The sequence below is a fragment of the Corallococcus sp. AB018 genome (genome assembly GCF_003986945.1).
Lineage (GTDB): Bacteria > Myxococcota > Myxococcia > Myxococcales > Myxococcaceae > Corallococcus > Corallococcus exiguus.
On sequence record NZ_RAWR01000255.1, the window covers coordinates 1 to 14,025 of the forward strand.

The following is a 14,025-nucleotide window of genomic DNA, read 5'->3' on the forward strand; positions in this document are numbered from 1 at the left end:
GACCGTGGCGGGGGCAGGGGCCGTCGGTTCGGCGGGGGGGCTGGCGAGCGTGAGCCAGGCGGCGAGCAGGGAGGCTGCGGACATCAGGGAGGACACTCCGTCGGGCGTTGGCGCGGGGGACTCTACTCCGAAGCGGACGCGAGCAAGACGGCCGGTCCCCCGCTTGCCTGGCGTCGTAGGAGGTGCCGGGCGGCAGGGTGGCCCGGGGCGGGCGTCATCCCCACGTTGAGGCATGAATGGCCGTCCGGGCACTGGACGCTCCGGGCGCAAGAAAGGTGGAAGGCACGATGGCTTACGGAAAGGCTGAGGATCCCGCGCGCTCCATCACCCCGCATCTGGATGGGGTGGAGTACCCGGCGACGCGCGAGGAACTCGTCGAGGCTGCCGCGGACAGCGAGGCCCCGGTCGACATCATCAACATCCTCAAGTCCCTGCCGCAGGAGGAGTACATGTTGCGCGACCACGTGCTGCGCGACCTGGCGGAGGCCGAGCGCCGCTTCGCGATGAACGGCCTCAAGGATGACGATGGCGTGGACCGCGACCGGCGCAACATCGGGCGCGACCGCATCGAGGGTGCCTCCGAGGGCGAGACGCGCCACCCCTAGTGTCGCCCACGCGCTGACACTCCACACAAGGACGTTGCAAGACGCTCGCGGGCGCCCTGGCTTTCTGCCAGCGTTCGCGAGCGCATGCGTACGGGCCTCTTGTGGAGCTGTCTGCTGCTGTCGCTGGCTGCCGGGTGCACGTCCCGGTATCCGCCGCTCAACCCCGCGCCGGGGCTGCCGCCGCCGGTGCGTCTGGACTTCAAGCCGCCCGTGGATCGCCTCCTCACCGAATCCGTGCGCGCCACCCGCACCCTCCAGCGCGAGGGTCAGCGGGAAGTGCGCGACGAGGCGGCCTTCACCACCGAGACGCGCTTCACCCCCTCCGACGGCGGCTGGCGCGTGGCCCAATCCATGCGCACCCCGCGACAGGTGCATGACGGGCACGACGTGCCGTCCGTGTCCGGCGCCGTGCTGGAGCGCTTCACGCTGCGCATGCAGCTGGCGGCGGACGGCACCTTCGTGAAGCTGGTGGGCCCGGAGGCCGCGCAGGAGGCGCTGCGGCAGGTGGCGCCCGAAGGCACCGGCGTGCCGGAGGTGGAGCGCTTCTTCAACCCGGAGGCGCTGGAGATCCGCACGCGCCGCGAGTGGGAGGCGAAGTACGCGGGGCTGCTCCAGCGCAACCTGGTGGAGGGGCAGCGCACCTGGGCGGTGGACTCCGTGGACGTGAACGGCGAGGAGCGCGCCTTCCTGCTGGAGCGCACGGTGGAGGGCACGCGGCTCACGACGTTCGGCGACGCGGTGGTGCTGACGCTGAAGTGCCTGGACGCGCTGCCTCCCAACGCCCCGGCGGAGCTGAAGGCCGCGTGGGCGGAGGCCGGTTCGCCCGAGCTTTCGAAGGGCGTGACGTGTGAAGGCGAGCAGGTGGTGACGTGGGCCCGGTTCATCCCGGTGCGCCGCCTGCTGAAGGTGAAGGCGGTGGGGGCGGGCGGCACGTTGACGCTCACCACCGAGTCCCAGGCGGAACAGCTCCAGGAGGAAGGGCCATGAGCCACGACGAGTACCTCATCGAGGATGACGCGGGTGTGAAGCGCGTGGTGCAGGAATCCATGCGCGTGGCGGTGCTGGGCATCAAGACGGAGGACCACTCCGCCCAGCCCGCGTACTACGTGCCGGAGTACCTGGCGAAGGCGGGCGTGGACGTGGTGCCGGTGCCCGTCTACTACCCGGACGCGAAGGTCATCCTGGGCAAGCCGGTGTACCGGAGGCTGGTGGACATCCCGGGCGACATCGACCTGGTGGACGTGTTCCGCAGGCCCGGCGACATCGACCAGCACGTGGACGACATCATCGCGAAGAAGCCCAAGGCGGTGTGGTTCCAGTCCGGCATCCGCAACGACGCCGCGGCGAAGAAGCTGGCCGCCGCTGGCATCCGCGTGGTGCAGGACCGCTGCCTGATGGTGGACCACCGCCGCTACAGCGGGCGCTGACGGCTGGAGAAGACAACGGCCCCCCGCACCCCGAAGGGCACGGAGGGCCGCGTGGCCGCACGTGGAGGTCGGCGGCCTTTGTCAGCTCTAGAAGTTGCCGGAGATGACCTTGGGCAGGGCCTTCTGCAGGTCCGGCAGCGGGCCAATCTTCCGGGTGTCGTTGGCCTGCGCCGTGCCGTTGTTGACGAACAGTCCGCGCATCTGTGCGGACGTCAGCAGCCGGCCGTTGGCCTTCGCCACGCCCTGCGCGCTGACGGCGGCGCCCACGACGATGGGCGACGCGCTGGAGGTCCCGCTGAAGGTGGACGTGTAGTACTGGTCCTCGCCGTAGGCGCTGCCGAAGCGGTCGCCGTAGCCGGTGGTGACGACCTGCTCACCCCAGGCGTGCACGTTCACGCGCTGGCCGAAGTTGGTCCAGCACATGGGCACGCGCGTGGTGGCGGTGCTGGCGCCCACCAGGATGGCGCCCGAGTCACGCGTGGCCGGGTTGAACCGGCCGCCGTAGGCCGCCGCGTCCAGGTTCGCGCTGCCGTTGCCCGCCGCCTCCACCACGACGACGCCGTTGGCGGTGGCGGTGCGGATGGCGTCGTAGTTGTCCTGCCAGTACTCCATCGCGATGTAGTTGCACTGGGACGTGTTGCACGTGCAGGCCGTGCCGTCCGCGGGGCCGCCCGCGTGCAGCTCGATCAGGATGACGCCGCCCCTGCCCACCGCCGCCGCCGCGTTGGTGATGGCGCTCGCGCTGCTCTGCGCGCCAATGGCCTCCACGCCCGGCGACGCCGCGCTGGCGATGCCCGTCACACCGTAGCCGTTGTTCGCGCCGACGATTTCACCCAGCACCGCGGTGCCGTGGTTGCGCCAGCCCAGGTCGTTGTACTGCGTGCCGCCAATGCGGAAGAACGCGGGGAAGTCCTCGTGGGAGGTGCGCCAGCCACCCTCGATGTCCACGATCTTCACGTTGGCGCCCCGGCCGCCCGTCTGCGTCCACGCGTAGGTCGCGTTGATGCCGGAGGGCGCCGCGTTGAGATAGCCCTGGTTGGCCTGGTACAGCGGCGTGGTGGGCGGCAGGTCCGCCGCGGACAGCAGCGAGCGCAGCCCCGCCTCCATGGCGAAGTTCACCATCGCCGGCTCCGGGGGCGGCGCCGCATAGGCCGTCTCCACGCTGCCCACGCGGTTGAGCGCCGCCACCAGGTCCGCCACGGTGTCCGCGGTGGTGCCGGGCAGCAGCGGTACTTCGAAGTACAGGTTCAGGTCCGCCAGTTGCTCGCCGCTCGACTTCTCACCGGACAGCTTGCTCGCGTCCAGCGCGGCCTCTTCCGCCTGGAACACCCGCTCCAGCACACCGATGCGCGGCGCGCGCTCCAGCAGCGCCACCACCTCCGCCAGGTCCGCGTCCACGCGCGCGGAGTCCAGGCGCAGGCCGGACAGCAGCTCACGCTCGCCCGCGCTGCGCTCGGAGGACAGGGCGCGCAGCGCGTTGTCGCGCAGACGCACGTGGCTGCCCTCGTGGAACTTCACCACCAGCCGCTCCACGAACGTGCCCGCGGGCAGCTCCCGCCCCGTGGGCTTCGCCATGAGCGCGCGCGGCGCCAGCGAGGGGGCGGCGACAGCAGCGGGGGCCAACGCCAGCAGGGACACAGCCATGACCGCGCCGCGCAGGGGGCGCTGGGACAGCGTCGACTTCAGCATGGACTTCCTCCGGGATGGACAGCATCCCCACCATGCCACGCCGGTCTGTCATTCAAATCAGGCTATTCTGTTATTTCTATCCTGGTGGTTTATTCGGCCCTCATTGAACCGGGCGGGCGTGCGGAGGTGTTCAGGTGGTTCCCTCGAACGGAACTGGGGGCCGGGCCAGGGCGCGCTCCGCGGACAGCCGGGCCTGATCCAGGGCGTCGAAGCCGCGCTCCAGCGTGGCGGGTGTCACCGGCGGCAGGTTGGAGACGACGACATAGACGGGCACGTTGCGCGTCTGGAGGACGGTGAGCTGGAGGCGGAAGTGGTCTCGCCGGAGCGCGGCGGAGCCGGCTGCCAGGCCCTGCGGATAGGCCATGGGCCCGCCCACCACCTTGCCCGTCCGGCTGGGCAGGAAGTGCACGAGGATGGCGTCCAGGTCCTTGCCGATGCTGCTCTCCTGGAGCGACAGCGCGGGCGCCTTGTCCACGAGCCCGCCGTCCCAGAACAGCTGGCCGTCCAGCGGCACCGCGCGGAAGAGGCCCGGGTACGCGCAGGTGGCGTGGACGCGCGGGGCCAGCTCCCCGGTGGTGAACACCTGGTGCGAGCCGTGGGTGAGGTTGGCCGCGGTGAGCAGCAGCGGGTGCGGCAGGTCCTCGAAGGTGGACACCGGCAGCGTGTCCTCCAGCAGGCGCCGGAAGCGCTCGCCCTTGAGCAGGCCCGTGAAGCCGTGCCCCCGGGACGCCACGTTCAGCACCGCGCCAATGGGGTCCGGGTCCCAGAAGTTGGCCCGCGTCTGGCGCAGCACCAGCTCCTCCAGCGCCGTCATGGGCATGCCCGCCGCCGCGTACGCCGCCACCATCCCGCCCGAGGACGTGCCCGCGTAGGCGTGCGGCTTCAGTCCGGAGGCGTGCAGCCCCTTCAGGAAGCCCGCGTGGCCATAGAAGCCGAAGTAGCCCGCGGAGAGGACCAGCCCGAACCGCTTGCCTTCGAGCAGGGAGTGCAGCGTGGAAGAGGGAGCCATTCCGGATTTTTACGGGATGGGTGTGCCTCAAGGCAACGCAATGCGTTGGCGGGGCCATTGTGGTTGGGGGCCTGAATCGATATATGTTGATGGCTCGATATGGACGTCCTCTCTCAATCCTTCCGTGTCCTGGGGGACACGACGCGGCTGCGCATCCTGCGGTTGGTGGCGCAGGCGCCGCTGAACGTGACGGAGCTCGTGTCGCTGGTGGGGGTGGCCCAGTCCTCGGTGTCGCACCACCTGTCGAAGCTGAAGGGGCTGGGGCTCATCCGCGAGGAGCGGCAGGCGGGCTTCACCTACTACTCGCTGGCGCTGGAGTCGGATGACTCGCGCTGGCCGCTCGTCCGGCTGGCGCGCGAGGCGGAGGACGCGGCGGGAGATTCCGCGCGGCTCAACGACCTGCTGCGCGCGCGGGAGGACCGGCAGGCGCTCAACGAGCGGCTGTTGGAGCCCGGCCAGTCGTGGTTCCTCTGGGCGGGGGCGCTGGCGTCGCTGTTGCCGCCGCTGGACGTGGCGGACTTCGGCTGTGGCACGGGCGTGTTCAGCCGGGCCATGGCGCGGTGGGCGCGGCACGTGTGGGCCATCGACCAGAGTGAGGACGCGCTGTCCCAGGCTCGAACTCTGGCCCTCCGTGACGAACTGAAGAACATCACGTTCCTGCGCGAGGACCTGCACCGGCTGTCCCTGGCCGGTGGGCGCATGGACCTGGTGGTGATTTCGCAGAGCCTGCACCACGTGGAGTCGCCCGCGGCGGTGGTGGCGGAGGCCGCGCGGCTGCTCAAGCCGGGCGGCCGGCTGGTGGTGCTGGAGCTGATGCCGCACGAAGAGAAGTGGGTGCTGGAGCGGTTGGGTCACCGGCACCTGGGCTTTTCGCCCGAAGTCCTGGAAGCGGCCCTTCGCGAGGCCGGCTTCACGTCGTTCACCCGCGAGACGCACGCGCGCGACGGGGCCAGTCCCTTCCGCGTCTTCCTGCTGACCGGAGTCAAACCGTCATGACGAGCCACATCGCCCATCCCCTGCCGCTTCCTCCCGGGGAGCACGGCCAGCGCGTGGAAGCGCTCAAGGCCGCGATGCGCGAGCGCATCCTCGTGCTGGACGGCGCCATGGGCACGCTCCTGCAGGGGCACACGCTGGTGGCGGCGGACTTCGGCGGCGCGGAGTACGAGGGCTGCAACGAGCACCTGGTCCTCACCCGCCCGGACGTCATCGAAGGCATCCACGCGAAGTACTTCGCCGCGGGCGCGGACGTGACGGAGACGGACAGCTTCGGCGGCACGCCGGTGGTGCTGGCGGAGTTCGAGCTGGGCCACAAGGCGATGGAGATCAACATCGCCGCGTCCCGCCTGGCGCTGAATGCCGCCAAGGCCGCGGAGGCGAAGGACGGCCGGATGCGCTGGGTGGCGGGCTCCATCGGTCCCACCACCAAGGCCATCAGCGTCACGGGCGGCATCACCTTCGAGGAGCTGGTGGACAACTTCGCCGTGCAGGCCGAAGGGCTCGCGGTGGGTGGCTCCGACTACCTCCTGGTGGAGACGGCGCAGGACACGCGCAACGTGAAGGCGGCGCTGCTGGGAATCGACCGGGCGTTCAAGAAGCTGGGCTGGGCGGTGCCGGTGGCGGTGTCCGGCACCATCGAGCCGATGGGCACGATGCTCGCGGGCCAGTCCGTGGAGAGCCTGGCCACGTCGCTGGAGCACACGGACCTGCTGTACCTGGGGCTCAACTGCGCCACGGGTCCGGACTTCATGACGGACCACATCCGCTCGCTGTCCTCCATGAGCCCGTTCCCGGTGTCGTGCGTGCCCAACGCGGGCCTGCCGGACGAGAACGGTCAGTATCTGGAATCGCCGGAGATGATTGCCCGGTCGCTCCGGCGCTTCTGTGACAGCGGTTGGATCAACGTGGTGGGCGGCTGTTGCGGCACGCACGCGGGCCACATCGAGGCGCTCGCCGCCGCGGTGAAGGGCCTCAAGCCGCGCACGGAAGTGCCCAAGCCGCGCTCGTCGCTGTCCGGCGTGGACTACCTGGAGGTGACGGACGAGCAGCGCCCCATCATCGTGGGCGAGCGCACCAACGTCATCGGCAGCAAGAAGTTCAAGGAACTCATCGTCGCGGGTGCGTTCGACGACGCGTCGGAGATTGCTCGCGCCCAGGTGCGGCGAGCGGCGCAGGTCATCGACATCTGCCTGGCGAACCCGGACCGGGATGAGCTGGAGGACATGCGCCACTTCCTGGAGGTGGTGGTCAAGAAGGTGCGCGTGCCGCTGATGATCGACTCGACGGACGAGAAGGTCATCGCCATGGCGCTCACGTACTGCCAGGGCAAGGCCATCATCAACTCCGTCAACCTGGAGGACGGCGAGGAGCGCTTCGAGAAGGTCGTCCCCCTGGCGAAGGCCTTCGGCGCGGCGCTGGTGGTGGGCTGCATCGACGAGGTGGGCATGGCCGTCACGCGCGACCGCAAGCTCGCCGTGGCCGAGCGCAGCTTCGAACTGCTCACCCAGAAGTACGGCATGCGCCCGGAGGACCTGTACTTCGACCCGCTGGTGTTCCCCTGCGCCTCCGGTGACGCGCAGTACACCGGCAGCGGCGTGGAGACGATTGAGGGCGTGCGCCTCATCAAACAGCGCTTCCCGCAGTGCCGCACGGTGCTGGGCATCAGCAACGTGTCCTTCGGTCTGCCCACCGCGGGCCGCGAGGTGTTGAACTCCGTGTTCCTGTACCACTGCGTGCAGGCGGGCCTGGACATGGCGCTCGTCAACTCGGAGAAGCTGGAGCGCTACCCGTCGCTGCCGGCGGAGGAGCGGAAGCTCTCCGAGGACCTCCTCTACAACCGGACCGCGGACCCGGTGACGCCCTTCGCGGCGCACTTCCGCGAGCGCAAGCCCGCGCGCGCCCAGGTGAGCACCCTGCCGCTGTTCGAGCGGCTCCAGCGCTACATCATCGAAGGCACGCGCGACGGGCTGACGGCGGACCTGGACCTGGCGATGAAGGAGATGCCTCCGCTGGAGATCATCAACGGGCCGTTGATGAAGGGCATGGACGAGGTGGGCCGCCTCTTCGGCGCCAACGAGCTCATCGTCGCGGAGGTGCTCCAGAGCGCGGAGTCCATGAAGGCGGCGGTGAGCCACCTGGAGCCGCACATGAGCCAGACCCAGGCGGCGTCGCGCGGGAAGATTGTCCTCGCGACGGTGAAGGGGGACGTGCACGACATCGGCAAGAACCTGGTGGAGATCATCCTCGCCAACAACGGCTTCCAGGTGGTGAACCTGGGCATCAAGGTCCCGCCCGAGCAGCTGGTGCTGGCGGTGAAGGAACACCGGCCGGACATCCTGGGCCTGTCCGGCCTGCTGGTGAAGAGCGCACACCAGATGGTGGCCACCGCGGAGGACCTGAAGCGCGCAGGCGTGGAGACGCCCATCCTGGTGGGCGGCGCCGCGCTCAGCCGCAACTTCGTGGACCGCAACATCGCCCCGGCCTACGGCGGCGGCACCGTGGCCTACGCGCAGGACGCGATGAACGGCCTGGAGCTGGCGAAGCAGATCGTGGAGCCGGGCGCGCACGCGAAGCTGCGGGATGACCTGGCCGCGCGGCGGCTGAAGCTGGCGCAGGAGGCGAAGGACCGTCCCGCCCCCGCGGCCCCGGTGCGCCGCTCGCGCAGCACGGAGGTGGCGGTGCTGGACTCGGTGCCGCCCGCGCCGGACTTCGCTCGGCACGTGCTCACCAACACGCCGTTGGACCACATCTGGAAGTTCATCAACCCGGTGATGCTCTACGGCCGTCACCTGGGCCTGCGCACGTCGTCGCGCGCGCTGGGCACGTCGGCGGAAGCGGAGCTGGCCAAGACGGAAGAGGGCCGCAAGGCGCTGGCGCTGAAGGAGGCGGTGGAGGAGCTGAAGACGCTTTTGCGCGGCGGAGCTATGCACGCGCGCTCGGTGTTCCAGTTCTTCAAGGCGGCCAGCGACGGCGACCGCGTGCTGCTCTTCGACGGCACGACGGGCGAGCCGGTGACGTCCTTCGACTTCCCCCGGCAGGACAAGGACAACGGCCTGTGCCTGGCGGACTACGTGAAGCCGCTGGAGAACGGCAAGCCGGTGGACGCGCTCTCGCTGTTCGTCACCACCGCGGGCTCGGGCATTCGCGAGCTGTCCGAAGGCTTCAAGGCCAAGGGCGAGTTCCTCAAGATGCACGCGGTGCAGGCGCTGGCGCTGGAGACCGCGGAGGGTTACGCGGAGCTCCTGCACACGCAGCTGCGCAGCATGTGGGGCTTCCCGGACCGCGCGGACATGACGATGCTGGAGCGCTTCCGCGCGGAGTACACCGGCAAGCGCTACTCGTTCGGCTACCCGGCGTGCCCGCGCCTGGAGGACCAGACGAAGCTGTTCGCCGCGCTCAAGCCGGAGGAGATCGGCGTGCAGCTCACCGACGGCTGCATGATGGAGCCCGAGGCGAGCGTGTCCGCCATCGTCTTCCACCACCCGGGCGCCACGTACTTCTCGGTGACTTGATGCGTCGCGGGCCCGAAGGTCGGGCCCGGGCGACGCGGAAGGGATAGATTGCCCCCCATGCCTTCGCCCACCATCCGTCGCGCCGTCCAGCTCCTGCCCGCGTGTGCCACGACGGGCATCGGCAGCCTGCCGCACACCCAGGTGGAATTGGGTCTGCAGGCCGCGCTCGCCATGGACATCCCGTTCCTGCCGCAGCTACCGGTGGGCCATCCCTCCGAGCTGATGATCCCCGCCGCGCTGGAGGGCCTGCCGGGCCTGCGCTTCGACGAGGACGGCGTCTGCACGGTGGACGTGGACGGGTGGAACGCGGGGCGCGAGGCCTTCGAGAAGCGGCTGGAGGCGGCGCTCGCCTCCGGGAACCTGGAGTCCTTCGAGCCCACGGCGGACGCGTGCCGCGCGTGGAAGCCGTTCCTCTGGGAGGTGGAGCACCGCAAGCTGGCGTTCGCGAAGGCGCAGCTGGCCGGCCCCTTCACGGTGCGCTCCGTGGTGCGCACCGCGACGGGTGAGCCGGTGCTGGCGGTGCCGGGCCTGGACGCGGCGCTGTACCGGCTGGTGATGGTGCGCGCGCTGGCCATGGTGCGCGCCCTCAAGCGCACGGGCACCACGCCCCTGTTCTACCTGGACGAGCCAGGCCTCTACGCCTACGTGCGGATGAACCCGCAGCACCTCTTGGCGCAGCAGGAGCTGCGGCTCTTGGTGGTGGCGTTGCAGCGCGAGGGCGCGCTCGTGGGCATCCACTGCTGCGGCAACACGGACTGGGGCGTGCTGCTGGACGCGCAGGCGGACCTGGTGTCGCTGGACGTGCGGCTGTCTCTGGACGCGATGCTGGAGGAGACGGACGCGCTGAAGCGCTTCCTGGACTCCGGCGCCACGCTGAGCCTGGGCGTCATCCCCACGGACCTGGCGTCCACGTATTCGGTGGAGGAGCTGTCGGACTCGGTGGAGGCGTCGTTGAAGGCGGCGCTGCCCAACGACATCGGCTTCGCACGCGCGCTGTCCACGGTGCTGCTGACGCCCGCATGCGGGCTGGCGATGCGCTCGGTGATGGACGCCGAGCGCATCCTGGAAGAGCTGAAGCAGGCCCAGCGCCGGCTGAAGCGCGCGCTGGAGTCCGAGCGCCCGTCCCTCCAGGGGATGCCGCCCGCGCACTGACTCGCGGGCGGCCCTGGCGGCTGACTACTGCCGGCCGAGCCGCAGCTCGCGTTCAGCCTGGTGCCAGTCGTGTTCGGGGTTGCCGTGCGTGCCGCCCCGGGCCTGGAAGATTTCGTAGGCACGGCGGGCAATCTGCTCCTGCGTGAGCGCGGCGGTCTTGCTCGTGGGCGCGCTCGCCGTGGCCACCGGCTTCTTGTCCTCGGTCCGCTCCGGCGCGGCCTTGGGGGCCGGGTTCGGTTGCGACTTCTGCGCGTTCTGACGGGCCATGGGGCTTCCTCCTGGAAAAGGCGGCCTGAAGCTTCGGACGCGCTCCTGCATCACGGAAGAGACCCAAGTCGTGTGGGGTTGCCGGAGCGACACCTCAGGTCGCGAAGTGTTGAGGGACCAACGGGCCATTCCGCGCGGAAAATCCATCAGCGGAATAGGCCCGGACGTGCGGTCCTGGAGCTGAAGCCCACCAGGCGCTTCAGCGCCCGGCCGCCTTCCGGGCAGTGCGGCCCGCCGTCTTCTTCTTCGCGGGCTCGGCGGGTGCCGCATCGCCGCCCATCACTCCGTGCCCCAACGCCGCGTCGAGCGCGCGCTGCATCGCGGTGCTCATGCCCAGCGCCTCCGCCTCCTGCGGCGTGCACCAGCGCAGCTCCTGGAACGCGGAGGGCTTCGTGGGGCGCTTGTCGCCCGTCACGCGCAACAGCCGCAGCGTGAGGTCTCGGTGGGTGAGCTGCCGGCGCACGCTGTCCATCGTGCCCACCAGCGTGAGGGGCGCGCCCAGTGCTGTCGCCAGCCGCTCCGTCGCCTCCGCTTCGGACGTGTCCTCCTCCACCTCCACGGCGGGCAGCTCCCACAGGCCGCCGAAGAGGCCCTTGTCCGCGCGACGCGCGAAGAGGAGCGTGCCCGCGTGCGGCCACACGGCCAGCGCCAGGAACAGCTTGCGGGGCGCGGCGCGCACCTTGGCCGGAGGCAGCTCGTCCACGCGGCCCTTCTTGAACGCGATGCACCCGTCGCGCACGGGGCACAGCAGGCACAGCGGCGACTCCGGCCGGCACACCGTGGCGCCGTGCTCCATCAGCGCCTGGTTGAAGTCTCCGGGCCGCTCACCCTTCACCAGCGCGGAGGCCAGCGCCCAGAGCGTGGCCTCGCGGTCGCGGTCTCCGGGCAGGCCTTCCACCTCGAAGAGGCGCGACAGCACGCGGGCCACGTTGCCGTCCACGATGGGCGCCTCCTCGCCAAAGGCGATGGAGGCCACGGCCCCGGAGGTGTAGCGGCCGAAGCCCGGCAGGGAGAGCAGCTCCTCCGCCTTGGACGGGAGCTTCCCGCCGAAGCGCTCCACCACCTCCTGCGCGGCCCGGTGCAGGTTGCGCGCGCGCGAGTAGTAGCCCAGCCCCTTCCACCCGGAGAGCACGTCGTCCAGGGGCGCGGAGGCCAGGGCCTTCACCGTGGGAAAGCGCGCGAGGAAACGCTCCCAGTACGGGATGACCGTGGACACCTGCGTCTGCTGGAGCATGACCTCGCTGAGCCAGATGGCGTACGGGTCGCGCGTGCGGCGCCAGGGCAGGTCGCGCTTGTTCCGGTCGTACCAGGAGAGCAGCGGGCCGTGGAGGGCGGCGTGGCGTTCAGGGGAGACGGGGGCGGGGAGTGCCCCGGTGTCGGTGCGCTTGCGTGGGCTCATGTGATTCTTCGCGGGGGCGGCGCGGCACCATACCCGTACGGTCGGGTGCACCCGTCGTTTTTACCGACGGCATGGGGCGGTTGTCCGGCCGCCCGTCCCTCTTCTGGCGGGGCGGGCGATCGTCTATAGGATGCCCGCGTCCATGGCCCGCCCTCCCATCACCAACGACTTCTCCTGGTCCAAGAGCCGCCACGAGAAGTTCTCCGAGTGTCTCCGGGCCTACTACCTCTACTACTACCGCTCCTGGGGCGGCTGGGAGGCGGAGGCGGCCAAGGACGTGCGCGAGCTCTACGTCCTCAAGAAGCTGCACAACCGCTACACCTGGGCGGGCAGCATCGTGCACGAGGCCCTCAAGGACGTGCTGCTGGACTGGCGCGCCGGCCGTGACGTGGACCCCGCGAAGGTGGAGGCGCGCACGCACAAGCTGATGCAGGACGACTTCCGGCACTCGCGCTCCAAGGCCTACTGGACGACGAAGTACCGCAAGCCCTTCACCGGCCTTTCAGAGCACGAGTACGGGGAGGACATCCCCAACGAGTCCTGGAAGCAGAACTTCGAAACGGTGCGCTCCGCGCTCGCGTGGTTCTTCCAGTCGCGCTGGCCCACGGTGGCCAAGGGGCTCAAGCCCGCGCAGTGGCTGGAGGTGGACGCGGGCTTCGACTTCGCCCACTTCGTCATGGACGGCGTGAAGACCTTCGCCATCCCGGACTTCGCCTACGTGGACGCCGAAGGCTCCGTCGTGGTGGTGGACTGGAAGACGGGCCGCTCGCGCGAGGGCTACGACGAGCAGGTGCTGGGCTACGCGCTCTACATCGCGCAGCGCTACCGCTACCCGCTGGAGAAGGTGCGCGCGTCGCTCGTGTACCTCAACGAGGGCCTGGAGCACGACGTGACGGTGGATCCGTCCGCCATGGACTCCTTCCGCCAGCACTTCGCCCGGAGCGTGGACGGGATGCGCGCGCAGCTCAAGGACGTCGCCACCAACACGCCGAAGGACTCAGAGGCCTTCCCTCAGACGGGGAACCTGGACGCCTGCGCCCGCTGCGTCTTCCGCCGTCCGTGCGGCCGGGAGCCCGCGGTGGCGCAGGCCCGGCCCCGGGTCGCCTGAAACGCGCTACCGCGTGGAAGCGAGCCGGCGCACCACCACGCCCGCGGCGTTCATGCCGAAGGCGGAGGTGACGAACGCCACGCTGCCGTCAATCTGCGTGCGGTGGTCGCAGGTGTGGAACTCGTTGTCCTGCGGGCAGACGCACAGGAAGCCGTCGGTCGCGTCGTCGTAGTTGAGCGGCACCGGCTGCCGGCGCGTCTCGATGGAGTACACGGCGGTGATGCCCGTGTGGCGCTCCGTCTCCACGCCGTACTTGCGCTTGAGCAGCTTGCGGATGTCCTTGGCGAACGGGTCCATGTGCGTCTCGCTCAGGTCCTCCACGCGGATGGCCGTGGGGTCCAGGCGTCCCGCCGCGCCCATGGAGCTGACCACCGGCAGGCCCAGCGTCACGCACCGGTGCAGCAGGTGCAGCTTCGCCTTCACGTTGTCGATGGCGTCCACCACGAAGTCGTAGCGGCCCGCGGGCAGCAGCGTCTCCGCCAGCTCCTCGCGGTAGAACTCGCGCAGGGCCTCCACCTTCGCCTGCGGGTTGATGTCCTGGCAGCGCTGGGCCATCAGCTCCGCCTTCGACTTGCCCACCGACTTCACCGTCGCGTGCAGCTGGCGGTTGGTGTTGGTGACGCACACGTCGTCGTGGTCCACCAGCGTGAGGCGGCCCACGCCGCTGCGCACCAGGCCCTCCGCGGTGAAGCTGCCCACGCCGCCCAGGCCGAACACCACCACGTGCGCGTTGGCCAGCCGCTCCATGGCGTTGTCGCCCAACAGGCGCGCCGTGCGGTCGAAGCGGCGCGACAGCTTGAAGGGCTTCGCCAGCGACGCTTCCGGCGCGACGGTGTTCGAAGCGGCCGGGGAGGCAGGGGG

Annotated in this window: 12 protein-coding genes; 7 read left to right on the forward strand and 5 right to left on the reverse strand. The window is 70.2% G+C overall.

What is annotated here, in order from left to right; all coding sequences use genetic code 11:
* The first annotated feature begins 287 nt into the window (after window positions 1-287).
* The 3 genes from D7Y11_RS36925 (at window position 288) to D7Y11_RS36935 (ending at window position 2,032) form a co-directional block, all read left to right on the forward strand.
* Window positions 288-605, forward strand: coding sequence for a DUF2795 domain-containing protein (locus D7Y11_RS36925; protein WP_120577011.1), 318 nt, complete (start codon window positions 288-290; stop codon window positions 603-605).
* An 84-nt stretch (window positions 606-689) separates the two neighbouring features.
* The gene (locus tag D7Y11_RS36930; protein WP_120577012.1) at window positions 690-1,592 is read left to right on the forward strand and encodes a hypothetical protein; all 903 of its coding nucleotides are present in this window, start codon (window positions 690-692) and stop codon (window positions 1,590-1,592) included.
* Window positions 1,589-2,032, forward strand: a complete 444-nt coding sequence (locus tag D7Y11_RS36935; RefSeq protein ID WP_120577013.1) for a CoA-binding protein — start codon at window positions 1,589-1,591, stop codon at window positions 2,030-2,032. Before D7Y11_RS36930 ends, D7Y11_RS36935 begins: the two co-directional genes overlap by 4 nt.
* Window positions 2,033-2,119: 87 nt before the next feature.
* On the opposite strand, the gene D7Y11_RS36940 is transcribed toward D7Y11_RS36935, so the two are convergent.
* Window positions 2,120-3,721, reverse strand: coding sequence for a S8 family peptidase (locus D7Y11_RS36940; RefSeq protein ID WP_126936020.1), 1,602 nt, complete (start codon window positions 3,719-3,721; stop codon window positions 2,120-2,122).
* A 130-nt stretch (window positions 3,722-3,851) separates the two neighbouring features.
* Window positions 3,852-4,730: a patatin-like phospholipase family protein gene (locus tag D7Y11_RS36945; protein ID WP_126936021.1), complete on the reverse strand. Its 879-nt coding sequence runs from the start codon at window positions 4,728-4,730 to the stop codon at window positions 3,852-3,854.
* Between the two features lie 99 nt (window positions 4,731-4,829).
* Here D7Y11_RS36945 and D7Y11_RS36950 point away from each other — a divergent pair, with 99 nt between their 5' ends.
* From D7Y11_RS36950 to D7Y11_RS36960, 3 genes are read left to right on the forward strand one after another with little or no spacing between them, the layout of a single operon-like run.
* The gene (locus D7Y11_RS36950; RefSeq protein WP_120577016.1) at window positions 4,830-5,726 is read left to right on the forward strand and encodes a metalloregulator ArsR/SmtB family transcription factor; all 897 of its coding nucleotides are present in this window, start codon (window positions 4,830-4,832) and stop codon (window positions 5,724-5,726) included.
* Entirely contained in the window at window positions 5,723-9,238 is a 3,516-nt protein-coding gene (gene metH / locus D7Y11_RS36955; protein ID WP_126936022.1) for a methionine synthase, read from the forward strand. Before D7Y11_RS36950 ends, metH begins: the two co-directional genes overlap by 4 nt.
* A 57-nt stretch (window positions 9,239-9,295) precedes the next feature.
* On the forward strand, window positions 9,296-10,390 hold the full coding sequence (locus tag D7Y11_RS36960; protein WP_121755166.1) for a hypothetical protein: 1,095 nt from the start codon (window positions 9,296-9,298) through the stop codon (window positions 10,388-10,390).
* A 24-nt stretch (window positions 10,391-10,414) separates the two neighbouring features.
* On the opposite strand, the gene D7Y11_RS36965 is transcribed toward D7Y11_RS36960, so the two are convergent.
* Entirely contained in the window at window positions 10,415-10,657 is a 243-nt protein-coding gene (locus tag D7Y11_RS36965; RefSeq protein WP_120598101.1) for a DUF2934 domain-containing protein, read from the reverse strand.
* A gap of 199 nt (window positions 10,658-10,856) precedes the next feature.
* A complete protein-coding gene (gene mutY, locus D7Y11_RS36970) occupies window positions 10,857-12,056 on the reverse strand; it encodes an A/G-specific adenine glycosylase (protein ID WP_126936023.1) in 1,200 nt (399 codons plus the stop codon).
* A 130-nt stretch (window positions 12,057-12,186) separates the two neighbouring features.
* Here mutY and D7Y11_RS36975 point away from each other — a divergent pair, with 130 nt between their 5' ends.
* Window positions 12,187-13,164 (forward strand): PD-(D/E)XK nuclease family protein, encoded by a 978-nt coding sequence (locus D7Y11_RS36975; RefSeq protein WP_120577021.1) that lies wholly within the window; start codon window positions 12,187-12,189, stop codon window positions 13,162-13,164.
* Between the two features lie 6 nt (window positions 13,165-13,170).
* On the opposite strand, the gene D7Y11_RS36980 is transcribed toward D7Y11_RS36975, so the two are convergent.
* A partial coding sequence (locus D7Y11_RS36980; RefSeq protein WP_306770484.1) for a tRNA threonylcarbamoyladenosine dehydratase occupies window positions 13,171-14,025 on the reverse strand: 855 nt, incomplete at its 5' end.